Below are 14,410 nucleotides of genomic sequence, written 5' to 3' on the forward strand. Positions count from 1 at the left end.
CCGCACGAATCCGAACTGGACCTGACGTATCGGCTCGCGTCAGGCTCGGAGCATGCTCAAGGGAATCCACGTACCGCTCGTCACGCCGTTCGCCCCCACGGGGTTCGCCCCCGGAGTCACCGGAGAGGTGGCCGCCGACGTCCTCGGCAAGCTCGCCCGCCGCGTCCTCGACGAGGGCGCGTCCGGGCTGGTGGCGCTCGGCACCACCGGCGAGGCCGCGGCGCTGTCCCCGGACGAGCGCGCGCAGGTCGTCGAGGTGTGCGCGGAGGTGTGCCGCGAGCGCGGGGCGCCGCTGACCGTGGGCGTGACCGGCAACGACACCCGCTCGGTGCTCGGGGCGCTGGAGGCGCTGCCGCCGGACGTCACGGCCGCCCTGGTGACCGTTCCGTACTTCCTGCGTCCGTCGGAGCGCGGTGTGATCGCGCACTTCGAGGCGCTGGCCGACGGCACGCCGGTGCCGCTGGTGATCTACCACATCCCCTACCGGACCGGTCAGGCCGTGAGCGCCGCCACGCTGCGCCACCTGGGCGCCCACCCCATGATCGCCGGAGTGAAGTACGCGACCGGCGGCGTCGACCAGGAGGCCCTGGACCTGCTCGGCGACCGGCCCGACGGGTTCGACGTGCTGGGCGGCGACGACGCGGTCATCTCGCCGCTGCTCGCGGCCGGCGCCTCCGGCGGCATCCTCGCCTCGGCGAACCTCGCTCCGCGCGACTTCGCCGACCTGGCCGCCGCCTGGGACGCGGGCGACGTCACGCGGGCGCGGGCCCTCGGCCACCGCCTGACCCGGCTGTCGGCCGCGCTGTTCGCCGAGCCCAACCCGACCGTCATCAAGGGCGTCCTGCACGCCCGGGGCGTCATCCCGTCGGCGGGGGTGCGGCTGCCGCTGCTGCCCGCGAGCGAGGCGTCGGTCGCGGCGGCCGAGGCGCTGCTCGACCGATGAGGGGTTGACATGGTCATCGGAACTCCCTAAAGTCCCGTGACCATGTGCGCCATCTTCCTGTGATCATCGCCCCGGACGCCGCCGCGTAGAGCTGCACGCTCCGCCGGCGTCCCGTGCCGTCAACGGTTCGCGACGATTCCAGGAGGTGGGCCCTTCATGCGTGCTGCCCAACTGTCCCTTTCCGAACTGTCCCTTTCCGAGGTCACCAAGCGTTACGGCGAGCGCGTCGTGCTCGACCGCGTCACCTTCGCCGTCAAGCCCGGCGAGCGGGTCGGGGTGATCGGCGACAACGGCTCCGGCAAGTCGACCCTGCTCAGGCTGATGGCCGGCGTCGAGCGGCCCGACAACGGCGAGCTCGTCGTGCGGGCGCCCGGCGGCGTCGGCCACCTGCCGCAGACGCTCGGGCTGCCGCCCGAGGCGAGCGTGGCCGACGTGATCGATCGCGCGCTCGCCGACGTGCGGGCCCTCGAAGCCCGCATCCGGGACGCCGAGCGGGCGCTCACCGAAGCCACGACGGACGCGTCGGCCGCGCTGGACGCCTACGGCGCGCTGCTCGCGGAGTTCGAGGCGCGCGGCGGCTACACGGCCGACGCGCGCGTGGACGTCGCGCTGCACGGTCTCGGCCTGCCCGGGCTCGACCGCGGGCGGCGCCTCGGCACGCTCTCCGGCGGCGAGCGGTCACGGCTGGCCCTGGCCGCGACCCTCGCCGCCGCGCCGGAGCTGCTGCTGCTCGACGAGCCGACCAACGACCTCGACGACGAGGCCGTGGCCTGGCTGGAGCGGCACCTGCGCGAGCACCGCGGCACGGTGGTGGCGATCACCCACGACCGGGTGTTCCTCGACCGGGTCACCTCGACGATCCTGGAGGTCGCCGACGGGCGGGTCAGCCGTTACGGCAACGGCTACTCCGGTTACCTCACGGCCAAGGCCGCCGAGCGGCACCGCCGGATCCAGGCGTACGAGGACTGGACGGCCGAGGTGGCCCGGCAGACGAGCATCGCCGAGTCCAACATCGCGCGGATGCACGCCATCCCCCGCAAGGTGCCGCTCGCGGTCAACGGCTCGGGCGCCTTCCGGGCCAGGTCGCGGGCGCACGGCGCGATGGGCCGGATCCGGCGGGCCCGCCAGCGGACCGAGTGGCTGCGCGCGAACCCCGTTCCGCCGCCGCCGCGACCGCTGCGCTTCACCGCGGAGCCCCTGACGGCCCACCGGGACGACTCCGGTGCGGGCGTGGAGCTGCGCGACGTGGTGGTCGCCGGCCGGCTGCGGCTCGGCGAGCTGACGATCCCGCCGGGCGGGCGGCTGCTCGTCACCGGACCCAACGGCGCCGGCAAGACCACGCTGATGCGGGTCCTCGCCGGTGAGCTGGCGCCCGACCAGGGGTCGGTACGCCGGCCCGCCCGCGTCGGCCTGCTCCGTCAGGAGGAGGCGACCGGCCCGCTGAACCGCACGGTGCTGCGGGCCTACGCCGACGGGCGTCCGGGCACCCTGGACGAGCACGCCGACGCGCTGCTCGCGCTGGGGCTGTTCCGGCCCGCCGACCTGCGCTTGCGGGTGGGGGAGCTCTCGTACGGCCAGCGCCGCCGCATCGAGCTGGCCCGGCTGGTCAGCGCGCCGGTGGACCTGCTGCTGCTGGACGAGCCGACCAACCACCTGTCGCCGGCGCTGGTGGAGCAGATGGAGGAGGCGCTGGAGGCGTACCGGGGGATGCTGGTGATCGTCACCCACGACCGCCGGCTGCGCGAGGGGTTCACCGGCTCGCGCCTGGAGCTGTCCGGCCATGGTTCCACGTAGAACATCGCTTGACCTCAAGCGCGGTTGAGGCGGCACGCTCGGCCCATGAGCAGACGAACGATGAGAGCAGCGGCGTTCGCCACCCCCGGCGGCCCCGAGGTCTTGCAGGTCATGGAGTTGCCGCTGCCCGAGCCCGGGCCGGGTGAGATCCGGGTCCGGGTGAAGGCGGCGGGCATGCAGCCGTTCGACACGGCGGTCCGCGAGGGCTGGGTTCCGCCGGGGGCCGGCGGCGGGCTGCCGCGCGTGCCCGGCAACGAGTTCGCAGGCGTGGTGGACGAGGTCGGCGACGGCGTGGACGGGGTCGCGCCGGGGGCCGAGGTGCTCGGCTTCTCGCTGCTCAACGGCTACGCGGAGTACATCGTGGTGCCGGCGGACAACGTGGCCCCCAAGCCCGCGGGCGTCCCCTGGGAGGTGGCGGGCGCGCTGACCGCGGCCGTGCAGACGGCCGAGCTGGCCATCGACGGGCTGGCCGTGGGGGAGGGCGACACGCTGCTCATCCACGGCGCTGCCGGGGCGGTGGGCACGGCGGCGGTGCAGATCGCCAGGTGGCGCGGCGCCACGGTGATCGGCACGGCCCGCGAGGAGAACCACGAGCACCTGCGCGCCCTCGGGGCCGTCCCGGTGGTGTACGGGGACGGGCTCGCCGACCGGGTGCGCGCGCTCGCGCCCGGCGGCGTGGACGCGGCGCTCGACGGCGCGGGCGGGGCGGCGCTGGAGGTCTCGCTGGAGCTGGTCAAGGACCGCGATCGCATCCTCACGCTCGTCGAGCACGGCAGGGCGGCCGAACTAGGCATCAGGACGACGCAGGGGGTGCGGACCGCTGAGCGGCTCGGCCGGTACGCGGCGCTGTACGCCTCGGGGAAGCTGCTCTTCCCGATCCGGCGGACGTACCGGCTGGAGGAGGCGGCGGACGCACACCGCGAGATCGAGACCGGCCACGGGCGCGGGAAGCTGGCCCTCGTCATCGACTGAGCGACCGACCGACAGAGGCAGCCGGGTGGCGGCGGCCATGTGCCGCCGTGCCGGTCGGCGGCGATCTTCGGCACGGCGCCGCGCCAGGGCAAGCCTGCCAGGCGGTGGCCTCCGGCGCGTGTGCCGTGGCCGGGCGGGCCGGTCAGGCGGTGGTCTTGTGCCGCCGGCTGAACCGGCCCGCCTTCGCGCGGTTGCCGCAGCTCTCCATCGAGCACCAGCGGCGGCTGCCGTTCTTGCTCACGTCCAGGAACCACAGGATGCACTCGGGGTGCGCGCACGGGCGCACCCGCGACGGCCGCTCGGCCATCATCCGCACGAACGCCGCCGCCGCCGTCCACGCCGGACGCCAGGCGGGCTCGTCCACGACCACCAGCTCGTACGGCTCGCCGTCGCGCATCAGCGGCCGGACCGAGCCGTGCGCGAGCACGTCGTTCAGGCCCGCTGAGCCGCGCCCTTCGAGGGTGTCGCGCACCGCCTCCCGCGCCCGCACCAGCCGGTCCCGCACGGCCTCCAGCCCCGCGCCCGCGTCGCCGCCGTCCATGACGTGATCCATGGCGCCGTCCATGTCATGGTCGGACAGCCAGGCGCGCACCCCGTCGAGATCGTCGAACTGGTCCACTTCGGCGCCGTGCTCGCGCCACACCGTGTTGACCAGGTCCAACGCCACGGGCTCTCCGCGAAGCGGCCGGACTCTCACTGCCTAACCCCTCAAACCAAGTTGACCGGTTATATGGCTCCATGCTATCACCTAACCTGTAAAAACCGTTTAGCCGGTTAGGGCGAAGGCTCTCGACCTCCCCCCTGCCTCGCACGTCTGGAGCCCGCGATGTCCGATCGCCTCAGCAAGCGCCGCCACGCCGACCACCCCGCGCTGCCGTCGCGCCACGACCGGTTCCACGACCGTCCGGTGCGCGACGCCCAGCCGTCCGCGCCGCACGAGGAGCCCTTGAGAGCCGTCCCGGAAGGCCGGGGGGCGGCCGGGGCCTCGCGGACCGGAGGCGTCCGCGCGGGCGTTCTCCGGGGCTGGACCTCGCAGGCTCCGGCCAGGGCGCCGCTGCCGAACGTGGTGAAGGCGACCGGGGCGGCGCTCGCGGCGCTGCTCGTGCTGGCGGGGGTGACCAGTCTGAGCGGGCTGGCGCTGTTCGCGCTGCCGTTCGTGGCCAGCGCGGCCATCGTCGCGCTCGTCCCGGCGGCGCCGTTCGCGCAGCCCCGGAGCATCGTCCTCGGGCACGTGTCGGCGACGGTCGTGGCGCTGGCGGTCACGGCGGTGGCCGGGCCGTCGATCTGGGCCGCCGCGGTGGCCGCGGCGCTGACCACGGCCCCGATGCTGCTGCTGCGCGCCCCGCACCCGCCGGCCGCCGCCACCGCGGCCCTCATCGGCCTCACCGCCCCGGCGCCGTGGTACCTGCTGACGCCGGTGGTCACGGCCAGCGCCATCGTGATCGCCAGCGGGGTCCTGCTCGGCCGGCTGCTGCCGGGCCACCGCTACCCCGCCTACTGGCTGTGAAAGAGCCGCCTCCGCCGGGCGCCCCGCACCGCCTCCGCCGGGCGCCCGCACCGCCTCCGCCGGGCGCCCGCCTGGCCTCCGGCGCCGGAGGAGGACGGAGCTAGAGCCGGGCGCTCACGGCGCGGACGATCGCGGCCTGGACCTCGTCCATCCGGCCGGCGCCGCCCTGGACGTCCCAGACGGTGTTCTGCAGCGCCCGGCCGAGCGTCCACCGGGCCGCCCGAGCCCGGTCCAGCCCCAGCAGGTCCGTCATCAGGTCGAAGCGCCCGAGCACCGCGCGCCGGACGTCTCCCGAGGCCACCACGTCGTCCCACCGGTTGCGCAGCGCGGGCATGAGGTCGAAGCCGGGGTCGCCGGCGAGTGGCTTGGGGTCGATGGCCAGCCACGGCTCGCGGTCGCCGGCCAGCACGTTGTCGTAGTGCAGGTCCCAGTGGAGCAGCCGGTCGCCGGGCTCGGCCGCCACGTCGGCGACGGCCGCCGCGCAGGCGGTCACCAGCTCACGGTCCTCCTCGCGGGCCAGCCCCGCGGTCGTGCGCGGCGCGGCGTCCAGCAGGCCGCGCGCGATGTCGCCCAGCAGCCGCACACCGGGCGGGGCGGGCCGGGACACCAGGCGTCCGAGCAGCCCGGTGAGGATCCGCAGCGCCTCCATGTCGTCGGGCACGGAGGAGAGCGAGCGCCCGGCGCTGAGCCGTTCGAGCAGGAGCGTGCCGGTGAGCGGGTCCTCGTCGAGCAGCCGTACGGCGCCGCGCCCGGCCCAAGCGCGCAGGCCGGGCCCCTCGCCGGAGTTCTCGCCGGTGACCGGCTGGAGCTTGAGCGCGGCCCGCGTGCCGTCGGCGCGCACGACGGGCAGCACCAGCGCCACCACGCCGTGCCACGGGCCGCCGTCGAGACGCAGCTCCCACTCCTCCAGGTACCGCGCGGCCAGTTCGGGCAGCCCCGCCACCCAGGCGCGCCCCGCATCGCCGTCCCACTTGACGTGGGACGCCGTCAGCGCCTCCGGGACGACGATCTCCATCGGCCGCGAGCTCCGCATGCCGTGGATCAGTAGTGCCAGGGGAACGGCGACCAGTCGGGGGCGCGCTTCTCCAGGAACGAGTCGCGGCCCTCGGCGGCCTCGTCGGTCATGTACGCCAGCCGCGTCGCCTCGCCGGCGAAGACCTGCTGGCCCACCAGCCCGTCGTCGATCATGTTGAAGGCGAACTTCAGCATGCGCTGCGCCGTGGGCGACTTGCCGTTGATCTTGCGGGCCCATTCGAGGGCCGTGGCCTCCAGCTCGGCGTGCGGCACCACGGCGTTGACCATGCCCATGCGGTGCGCGTCGGCTGCGGTGTAGGTGTCGCCGAGGAAGAAGATCTCGCGGGCGAACTTCTGGCCGACCTGCCGGGCCAGGTACGCGGAGCCGAAGCCGCCGTCGAAGCTGGCCACGTCGGCGTCGGTCTGCTTGAAGCGCGCGTGCTCCTCGCTGGCCAGCGTCAGGTCGCTGACCACGTGCAGGCTGTGCCCGCCGCCGGCCGCCCAGCCGGGCACCACGCAGATCACCACCTTCGGCATGAACCGGATGAGCCGCTGCACCTCGAGGATGTGCAGGCGCCCGGTGGAGGGGGTGCCGTCGGCGTACTGGTAGCCGTCCTTGCCGCGGATGCGCTGGTCGCCGCCCGAGCAGAACGCCCAGCCGCCGTCCTTGGGCGACGGGCCGTTGCCGGTGAGCAGCACGCAGCCGACGTCGGTCGTCTGCCGGGCGTGGTCGAACGCCCGGTAGAGCTCGTCCACCGTCTGCGGCCGGAAGGCGTTGCGCACCTCCGGGCGGTTGAACGCGATGCGGACCGTGCCGTGGTCGACCGCCCGGTGATAGGTGATGTCGGTGAACGCGAATCCCTCGACCGCCTGCCACGCCTTGGGATCGAACAGCTCGGAGACCATGCGCCAGAGCCTAACCGAACCCCTCGGCACCTCTCCGGCCGGACGGGTCAGGTGACCTCCGCGCGCAGCTCCGCCAGCAACTCGCCCTGGTCGGCGAGCATGTCGGTGAGGATGCGCCGCGCGGTGTCGAGGAGCTGCGACAGCTCCGGGGTGGCCAGTGTGTAGACGACCGTGCTGCCCTCACGGATGGCGCTGACGATCCCGGCCCTGCGCAGCACCGCGAGCTGCTGGGACAGGCTCGACGCCTCGATGTCGATCTGGGCCAGGAGATCCCTTACGGGGAGCGGTCCTTCCTGAAGCAGCTCCAGGACCCGGATGCGAGCGGGGTGGCCGAGAGTGCGGAAGAAGTCGGCCTTGGCCTGGTAGACCTCCACGTGCATAGTGACAGACTAATCCAGTTCACTTGCATAATTCTTCAAGTCGTAACGTTGTTGGCTAGGATGACAGCGGGGACTAGGGAGATGCCATGGGCCGAGGAAGAGCCAAGGCGAAGCAGACAAAGGTCGCTCGCCAGCTGAAGTACACCAGCCACACCATCGACTACGACCGGCTTCGCGAGGAGCTCACCGTCGACTCGCATCGTGACGACTTGCGTCCCGTCACGTCGTCTGAGCAGGAGTCCGAGCCCGCCCGTTGAGGCGGGTCCCGGTCTTCACCTCCACCCGTCGAGGCGGTCCACACCTCGTGGTGTGCGACACGTCCCGCGGGGTGCGTCATGTCGTGCGAGACACGTCCGGCGGTGTGTGTCACACCGCGCGTGACATGTCCCGCGGTGTGCGTCAGGCCGCGCGTGCCCGGACCCGGGCCCGCGCGACGACGCGGGTGCGCCTGGCCGGCGCGAGCGTGACGTTCTTGAGCCGCCTGGCCTCCGGGGCCGGATCGGTCACCGACAGGTCCAGGCGGCGCAGGACCTCGCGGATGATGACGCGCATCTCCAGCAGGGCGAGCTGCGCGCCGACGCAGAACCTCCGGCCGCCGCCGAACGGCATCCACGACCGGATGTGCTGCCGGCCGTCCAGGAAGCGTTCGGGCCTGAACTCCTGAGGCTCGTCCCAGACCGCCGGGTCGTGGTGGACGAGCGGGATGGCGGGCCCGGCGTACCAGCCGGCGGGCACCTCATGGCCGCCGAGCAGGAGCGGGGCGTCGAGCAGGCGCGGCGCCTCGTAGACGACGGGCCGCACGCGCAGCACCTCCTTGACCACCGCGTCGAGGTACTCCTCGTCGTCGGGCAGGCGCTCCAGCACCGCGGGCAGGCGCAGCAGCCGCTCGAACGCCCAGGCGAGGCCGGTCGCGGTCGTCTCGTGCCCGGCGAGCAGCATGGTGATCAGCTCGTCGCGGATCTCCTCGTCGCCCAGCTCGGTCTCCAGCAGCCGGCCCAGCACGTCGGTGCCGCCGGGGTCGTCGCGGCGCCGGGCGATCTCGTCGTACAGGATCGCGTCGACGTCGGCCCTCAGCCGCAGGAACCGCCGGTACGGCGCGAACGGTACGCGCCCCATCGCGGACCGCAGCCCGGGCGGCGCCATGGCGACCGACATCGCGCTGCTGACGTGCAGCAGGTCGGGCAGCAGCCGCCGCAGCCGGGTCAGACGCGCGGCGTCCCGGATGCCGAAGATCAGCCGCAGGATCACCTCCATGGTGATGTCCTGCATGCGCTCGCGCAGCGTGAACGGGCGGCCGAGCGGCCAGGCCGCGACGCGTTCGGCGGCGATCTCGGTGATCTCGTCGTGGTAGCCAGCCACCTGCCTGGCGCGCAGCGGCGGAGTGAGCAGCTTGCGGTGGGCCCACCAGGGGTCGCCGTCGAGCGTGAGCACCGAGTGGGCGCCGACCAGGGGTTCGAGGAAGTCGCGCCGGGCCTCGCCGGCCCGTCCGCCGCCGGCGTCGGTCCGGTAGACCTGCTCGGCCAGTTCCCCGGTGGCGACGTACACCTCGGGCGGGAACCCGACGTAGCGCGCGGTGAACACGGGGCCGTAGCGGCGGTGGCAGCTCTCGAAGAACCCCACGGGGTCGGCCATGAACCAGGCCGTCTGCGCGGCGGCGGGCAGCCTGGGGCCGGGTGGGATCATGTCGCACCTCCACGATGTATATATACGTACGTCATAGACGCTCGTATACATCGATAGCATGGATCGCGTGTCACGAACAGAGGCCGGCGGATACCGGGAACGACTGCTGGCCGCCGCGGTGAGCTGCCTGCGCGACAAGGGCTACGCCCGTACGACGGCGCGCGACCTGGTCGCCGCCTCCGGCACCAACCTCGCGTCCATCGGCTACCACTTCGGCGGCAAGGACGCGCTGCTCAACGAGGCCATCATCGGGTGCTTCGAGAGATGGACCCGACGCGTGGAGGAGGAGATCTTCGGCACGGGTCCCGGTTCGCCGCGCGAGCTGCTGGAGCGGGCCATGATCGCGCTGGTCGACGTGTTCGAGGAGATGCGGCCCCAGCTCGTCGTCTGCGTGGAGGGCTTCCCGGCGGCGCTGCGCGAGGACGCGCTGCGGGACAAGCTCGCCGCCGCCTACGCCCGGGCCCGCCAGGCGGGCGTGGAGATGCTGCGGAGGGCGGGCACCGACCTGGGCCCCGACTCGCCGGTCACGGCCGAGGCGCTGGTGTCCGTGCTCATCGCCGTCTCCGACGGTCTCATGTTGCAGTGGCTGCTCGACCCGGCGAGCACGCCCGACGCCCGCCAGGTCGTGGACGCGCTCGCCGCGCTCTCGGCGTTCGCCGGCTGAGCCCGCTCGGCTGACCTGGGAGGGCGGCTCGGGCCCGCCGGTTCGCGTCCCGCGAGAGGAGACCCGAGCGCCCCGGGCAGGGTCATGTCCGGTCGGGGGAGGTGTGGGCGAGGATCGCGCCGGCCAGCTCCTCGTGCGTCTCCGGCGGCAGGGTGTGCCCCATGCCCTCCACCATGAGCAGCCGCGCTCCCGGGATCCGCTCCGCGATGATCGCGCCGTGCCCCGGCTTGGCCGGCTCGTTGGTGCCCTCGACGACCAGCGTCGGCGCCTTCACCTGGTGCAGCACGCCCTCCGGCTCGAAGTCCGGCTTGGCGGCGGCGGCCAGCCGGTGGTTGACGACGGCGGCCAGGTCGCGCGCCCGCTCGAAGATGCGCTCCTGGAGCTGACGCTCGGCGTCCTCGTCGAACGGCAGGGCGGTGCCGTGCAACACCCGCGCCTCCTCGATCATCCGGTCGATCTGCTCGCGCCGGCTCGCGGGCGGCGGGCTCGCGATCACCTTGCGGAAGTGGTCGACGAACTCGGGCCTGGGCGGCGGCAGGCTGCCCTCCGGCTGCGGCTCGCCCATGAGCGCCCGCATGATCACCGCTCCCTCGTGCCCGCCCAGGGGGGAGGAGCCGATCACGGTCAGCGTGCGCACCCGCTCGGGGTGCTCGACCGCGATGTACTGGCCGAGCAGCCCGCCCGCCGAGTGACAGACGAGGTGCGCGCTCTCCAGCCCGTACGCGTCCATGACGCGCAGCACGTCGTCCTTGATGTCGTCCCATGTGTACGGCTGGGCGGCGAAGTCGAAGACGGCCGACCGGCCCGTGTCGCGGTGGTCGTAGCGGATCACCCGCCGGCCGCCGGCCACGAGCCGCCCCACGAACGCGTCGGGCCACAGGACGCCCTGCGACATGGAGCCCATCACCAGCAGGATCGGAGTGCCGTCCGGGTCGCCGAACTCCTCGGTGTGGAGCTGGACGCCGTCGATGTCGATCAGGTTCGTTTGCATGCCGCAACTCTGTCGCGTTCGGGCCCGTACGCCTTCAGTAGGACTACTGGGCTTCGGTACGGGCGGCTTACCGGGATCAACGCGGCCTTCCTACGGGGCCGACAGGGCTCATGGGGTCACAGCAGCCGGGCCAGCTCGGTGCGTGAGGTGATCCCGAGCTTCGGATACACCTTGTACAGGTGGTACTCGACGGTGCGCGGGCTGAGGAAGAGCTGCGCGGCCACCTCCTTGCTCGACGCGCCCGCCGCCACCAGCCGCGCGATGCGCAACTCCTGCGGCGTGAGCGCCGCCAGCGCGTCGCTCTCCGGCCGGGCCGCCGTCTCGCCCGCCGCCCGCAGCTCGCCGTGCGCCCGCCGCGCCCACGGCTCGGCGCCCAGCCGCTGGAACGCCTCCATCGCCGCCCGCAGGTGCGCCCGCGCCTGCCCCGGCCGCCCCGCGCGGCGCAGCCGCTCGCCGTACAGCAGGGCCGTGCGCGCCCCCTCGAACGGCTCGCCGTGCAGCCGCAGCGCCTCCTCGAACAGCTCGTCGCCGCCGCCCGCCAGGGCGCGGCACCGGGCGAGCAGCGCCCTCGCCTCGGCCGTCGTGGCGCTCGCCGCCCACCGCTCCAGCCCCTCGACCGCCGCGCGCGCCGCCTCCGGCTCACCCGCCGCCACGGCCGCCTCGACCCGGTCCGGGGTGGAACGCCACACCACCGTCGGATGCCCGGCCCCCGGTCCCGCCCGGGTGATCGCCACGAACCGGGCGTGCGCCGCCTCGAACCTGCCCAGCCCGAGGTCCAGCATCGCCAGCGCGTACGCGGCGACGCCCGCCCGCAGCCCGACCCGGTGCGGGACGGCGATGGCCAGCGCCTCGGCGGCGTACCTCCGGCAGCCCTCCTCCTCGCCGCGCAGGGCGGCCACGACGGCGAGGTTCGCCAGGTGGGCGCTGACCGAGTTGGTGTAGCCGGCCTCGCGGGCCAGCGTCAGGCCCTCCTCGGCGATCGCGGCGCTCTCCGCCAGCCGGCCCTTGATGCGCTCGGCCGTCGCGACGAACTCCAGCACGACCGGGAGCTGTCCCACGATGCCCGACATCCTCGCCACGGCGCCCGCCCGGCCGGCCAGCTCGGCCGACAGGTCGGCCTCGCCCAGATAGCTGGCCGCCGCGCACGCCCACAGGAACTCGGCGGCCTCCCGCAACTCGCCGGTACGGGCCAGCGCCCCGCGCAGCAGCTCCTCACCGTCGGCGGCCTCGGGGTCCATCATGGCGCCGATGCCGGCGACGGTGTCGCGCAGGAACCCCCGGGGGTGCGCCCGCGCCCGGCGGCCCAGCTCCACGATGGCGGCCACGTCGCCCACGTAACTCGCCGCCTCGGACGCGTCGGCCAGCGCCTCCAGGGAGTCGCCGCCGCTCAGGATCCGCACGGCCTCGGCCGCGTCCCCCGAGTTCAACTCGAAGCGGCCCCGCAACCGCGCGATCTCCCCGACCAGGTCTGGCTTGTGGTCCGGCTCGGCTTCTGCGGCCAGGCTCGTGATCCCCACCGAGTCCGTCCTTCCGGCTGGGTCGGTGCTGTGGGCTGGTCCGGCTTTCCGGGCCGAGGTCGTCTTCCCGGCCGGGCCGGTCCCGTCGGCTGGTCCGGCTTCCCCGGCCGCGCCCGTCTTCCCGGCCGCGCCCGTCGTATCGGCAGAGTCCGCCTCGTCGGCCGGCTCGTCCTTCCCGGACAGGACCCCCTTGCCGGACAGGACCCCCTTGCCGCGTGAGCGCCCCTCCAGAGGGCCGCGCGCATCACGCGGGACGTCGTCCAGCGTGTGGGGCGCCTTCGCGGGAGGCGTCTCTGTGCGCGAGGTCTCCGTGCGGCGCGTCTCCGTGTGGGGCGTCTCTGCGCGAGATGTCCCCGTGTGGGGCGGCTCCGTGTGAGGCGGCTCCGTGCGGGACGCCTCTGTGAGGGATGTCGCCGTGCGGGGTGGGGCTTCGTCAGGGTGGGTCGGGTGTGTGGGGAGAGTCTCGGCGTCGGCCGGTGGCGCAGTGGAGGTCTCGGCCAGTTCGCGGGCCTCGGCGAGCAAGGTCTGAGCCTGGCCGGGACGGCCCGCGAGCCAGGCGGCCGTGGCCGCTTCCACCAGGCGCTCCGCACGACGGGCGGGCGCGGGGGTGAGCTCGGCGGCCCGGGCCAGGGCGGTGGCGGCGTCGCCGTACCCGCCGCGTGCCCGCGCCCGCGCGGCCGACAGGGCGAGCGCGGCGGCCACCTCCTCGTCCGGCCCCAGGGAGGCGGCGGCCAGGTGCCACGCCCGCCGGTCGCCCTCGACGAGCCCGGCGAGCACCGCGTGGGCCTGCCGCAGCCGCACCGACCCGGCCCACGCGTGGACGGCCGAACGCACCAGCGGATGCCGGAACCGGACCGTCGCCCCCTCAACGCTCACCAGCCCGGCCGCCTCCGCCTCCTGCAACCCGGCCACCGCCACACCGGGTCCCGCCACACCGGGTCCCGCCACACCGGGTCCCGCCACACCGGGTCCCGCCACCCCGGGTCCCGCCACCCCGGGTCCCGCCACCCCGAGTCCCGCCGCACCAGGGCCCGCCACACCGGGGGCTGCCGCCGCACCGACGGGGGCCGCACTGATGTCATGCCGACCACTACCCGCCGCCTTCGACGTGGCCTCCAGGAGCCGGGCAGACGCGTGCAGGGTGACGTCGAGGTCGCTCTCCAGTGACGCGGACAGCAGCACCAGCCGGGCCGCCTCGCTCAACCCCGCCACCTGGTCCCCGAAGAGCTGCTCGCCTCCTGGCAGCGGGTCCGGCAGCGGCGCCTGTCCCGAGAGCTGGGCGGCCGTCAGCCGTGTGGCCGTCTCGCGCAGCACGAGCGGGTTGCCGCCCGACAGCGCCACCAGCCGGTCCCGTACGGCCGGCGCGAGCGCCGCCCGCGACCCGAGCAGGTCGCCCGCGCTGGCCGCGTCGAGCCCGCCCACCCGCAGTTCCGGCAGCCCCTTGACCGGCATGTCACCCCGTACGGCCAGCAGCATCACCACGCCCTCGGTGCGCAGTCGCCGGGCCGCGAACAGCAGCGCGTCGGCCGAAGCCCGGTCGAGCCACTGAACGTCGTCCACCAGGCACAGCAGCCCGTCCGGTACGGCCGCCTCCGCCAGCAGCGACAGCACGCCGGCCGAGACGAGGAACCGGTCCGAGCTGGGCGCGGCCAGGCCGAGCGCCCCGGCGACGGCGTCGCGCTGCGGTCCCGGCAACGCCTCCAGCAGGCCGGTCACGGGCCGCAGGAGCTGGTGCAGCGCCGCGAACGCCAGGTCCGCCTCCGGCTCGAAGCCCCCGGCCCGCAGCACCCGCATGGCGCGCCCCAACACACGCGCGGAGCCATCGTCCGGGACACCCGCCGAGACGCCCTCCGCCGAGGACGGCGGGCAAGCCAGGGAGGCGGCCAGGGACAGCAGGGACGACTTGCCGACCCCGGCATCGCCGCGCAGCACCAGGGCCCCGCCCTCCCCGGCGGCGGCCGAGGCCAGCAGGTCGGTGATCGCGGCGGTCTCCGCGGCTCTGCCGTGCAGCATGAAAAAGGACTGTATATGGCGTGGAG

The 14,410-nt window shown here is 74.4% G+C and carries 13 protein-coding genes; 6 read left to right on the forward strand and 7 right to left on the reverse strand.

Annotated features, from left to right (window positions below):
- Window positions 1–52: 52 nt before the first annotated feature.
- From HD595_RS17915 to HD595_RS17925, 3 genes are all read left to right on the forward strand, one after another.
- Entirely contained in the window at window positions 53–943 is an 891-nt protein-coding gene (locus HD595_RS17915; RefSeq protein ID WP_253770449.1) for a 4-hydroxy-tetrahydrodipicolinate synthase family protein, read from the forward strand.
- 171 nt (window positions 944–1,114) lie between these two features.
- Window positions 1,115–2,737, forward strand: a complete 1,623-nt coding sequence (locus HD595_RS17920) for a TlrC/CarA/OleB/SrmB family ABC-F type ribosomal protection protein (protein WP_420540757.1) — start codon at window positions 1,115–1,117, stop codon at window positions 2,735–2,737.
- Between the two features lie 45 nt (window positions 2,738–2,782).
- Complete coding sequence (locus HD595_RS17925) at window positions 2,783–3,709, forward strand: NADP-dependent oxidoreductase (RefSeq protein WP_308211173.1); 927 nt, start codon at window positions 2,783–2,785, stop codon at window positions 3,707–3,709.
- A 142-nt stretch (window positions 3,710–3,851) separates the two neighbouring features.
- Here HD595_RS17925 and HD595_RS17930 read toward each other — a convergent pair whose 3' ends face one another.
- Window positions 3,852–4,376, reverse strand: a complete 525-nt coding sequence (locus tag HD595_RS17930; RefSeq protein WP_253770452.1) for a CGNR zinc finger domain-containing protein — start codon at window positions 4,374–4,376, stop codon at window positions 3,852–3,854.
- Window positions 4,377–4,535: 159 nt separating this feature from the next.
- On the opposite strand from HD595_RS17930, the gene HD595_RS17935 reads away from it, so the two are divergent.
- Window positions 4,536–5,216 carry an HPP family protein gene (locus HD595_RS17935; protein ID WP_253770454.1) on the forward strand — a complete coding sequence of 227 codons (681 nt, stop codon included), beginning with the start codon at window positions 4,536–4,538 and terminating at the stop codon, window positions 5,214–5,216.
- A gap of 100 nt (window positions 5,217–5,316) precedes the next feature.
- Here HD595_RS17935 and HD595_RS17940 read toward each other — a convergent pair whose 3' ends face one another.
- From HD595_RS17940 to HD595_RS17950, 3 genes are read right to left on the reverse strand one after another with little or no spacing between them, the layout of a single operon-like run.
- Window positions 5,317–6,249, reverse strand: coding sequence for an aminoglycoside phosphotransferase family protein (locus tag HD595_RS17940; protein WP_420540711.1), 933 nt, complete (start codon window positions 6,247–6,249; stop codon window positions 5,317–5,319).
- An 8-nt stretch (window positions 6,250–6,257) separates the two neighbouring features.
- A complete protein-coding gene (locus HD595_RS17945; protein ID WP_253770459.1) occupies window positions 6,258–7,136 on the reverse strand; it encodes a 1,4-dihydroxy-2-naphthoyl-CoA synthase in 879 nt (292 codons plus the stop codon).
- A 47-nt stretch (window positions 7,137–7,183) separates the two neighbouring features.
- The gene (locus HD595_RS17950; protein WP_175590129.1) at window positions 7,184–7,516 is read right to left on the reverse strand and encodes an ArsR/SmtB family transcription factor; all 333 of its coding nucleotides are present in this window, start codon (window positions 7,514–7,516) and stop codon (window positions 7,184–7,186) included.
- Window positions 7,517–7,602: 86 nt separating this feature from the next.
- On the opposite strand from HD595_RS17950, the gene HD595_RS45895 reads away from it, so the two are divergent.
- Window positions 7,603–7,773 carry a DUF3073 domain-containing protein gene (locus HD595_RS45895; protein WP_301309530.1) on the forward strand — a complete coding sequence of 57 codons (171 nt, stop codon included), beginning with the start codon at window positions 7,603–7,605 and terminating at the stop codon, window positions 7,771–7,773.
- A gap of 142 nt (window positions 7,774–7,915) precedes the next feature.
- On the opposite strand, the gene HD595_RS17960 is transcribed toward HD595_RS45895, so the two are convergent.
- Window positions 7,916–9,199 carry a cytochrome P450 gene (locus HD595_RS17960; RefSeq protein ID WP_253770461.1) on the reverse strand — a complete coding sequence of 428 codons (1,284 nt, stop codon included), beginning with the start codon at window positions 9,197–9,199 and terminating at the stop codon, window positions 7,916–7,918.
- A gap of 67 nt (window positions 9,200–9,266) precedes the next feature.
- Between HD595_RS17960 and HD595_RS17965 the strand changes: the two genes are divergently transcribed.
- Entirely contained in the window at window positions 9,267–9,863 is a 597-nt protein-coding gene (locus HD595_RS17965) for a TetR/AcrR family transcriptional regulator (RefSeq protein WP_253770463.1), read from the forward strand.
- Window positions 9,864–9,945: 82 nt separating this feature from the next.
- On the opposite strand, the gene HD595_RS17970 is transcribed toward HD595_RS17965, so the two are convergent.
- Window positions 9,946–10,854: an alpha/beta fold hydrolase gene (locus HD595_RS17970; RefSeq protein WP_253770465.1), complete on the reverse strand. Its 909-nt coding sequence runs from the start codon at window positions 10,852–10,854 to the stop codon at window positions 9,946–9,948.
- A gap of 116 nt (window positions 10,855–10,970) precedes the next feature.
- Window positions 10,971–14,384 (reverse strand): helix-turn-helix transcriptional regulator, encoded by a 3,414-nt coding sequence (locus tag HD595_RS17975; RefSeq protein WP_253770467.1) that lies wholly within the window; start codon window positions 14,382–14,384, stop codon window positions 10,971–10,973.
- Window positions 14,385–14,410: the final 26 nt, after the last annotated feature.

It is taken from the genome of Nonomuraea roseoviolacea subsp. carminata, assembly GCF_024172185.1.
Taxonomy (GTDB): domain Bacteria; phylum Actinomycetota; class Actinomycetes; order Streptosporangiales; family Streptosporangiaceae; genus Nonomuraea; species Nonomuraea roseoviolacea.

What these genes read in the sequence shown, in the direction of transcription:
- HD595_RS17915 (WP_253770449.1), top strand. Translation starts at nt 53, where the DNA reads ATGCTCAAGGGAATCCACGTACCGCTCGTCACGCCGTTCGCCCCCACG.
- HD595_RS17925 (WP_308211173.1), top strand. Translation starts at nt 2,783, where the DNA reads ATGAGCAGACGAACGATGAGAGCAGCGGCGTTCGCCACCCCCGGCGGC.
- HD595_RS17935 (WP_253770454.1), top strand. Translation starts at nt 4,536, where the DNA reads ATGTCCGATCGCCTCAGCAAGCGCCGCCACGCCGACCACCCCGCGCTG.
- HD595_RS17940 (WP_420540711.1), bottom strand. Translation starts at nt 6,249, where the DNA reads ATGCGGAGCTCGCGGCCGATGGAGATCGTCGTCCCGGAGGCGCTGACG.
- HD595_RS17945 (WP_253770459.1), bottom strand. Translation starts at nt 7,136, where the DNA reads ATGGTCTCCGAGCTGTTCGATCCCAAGGCGTGGCAGGCGGTCGAGGGA.
- HD595_RS17950 (WP_175590129.1), bottom strand. Translation starts at nt 7,516, where the DNA reads ATGCACGTGGAGGTCTACCAGGCCAAGGCCGACTTCTTCCGCACTCTC.
- HD595_RS45895 (WP_301309530.1), top strand. Translation starts at nt 7,603, where the DNA reads ATGGGCCGAGGAAGAGCCAAGGCGAAGCAGACAAAGGTCGCTCGCCAG.
- HD595_RS17960 (WP_253770461.1), bottom strand. Translation starts at nt 9,199, where the DNA reads ATGATCCCACCCGGCCCCAGGCTGCCCGCCGCCGCGCAGACGGCCTGG.
- HD595_RS17970 (WP_253770465.1), bottom strand. Translation starts at nt 10,854, where the DNA reads ATGCAAACGAACCTGATCGACATCGACGGCGTCCAGCTCCACACCGAG.
- HD595_RS17975 (WP_253770467.1), bottom strand. Translation starts at nt 14,384, where the DNA reads ATGCTGCACGGCAGAGCCGCGGAGACCGCCGCGATCACCGACCTGCTG.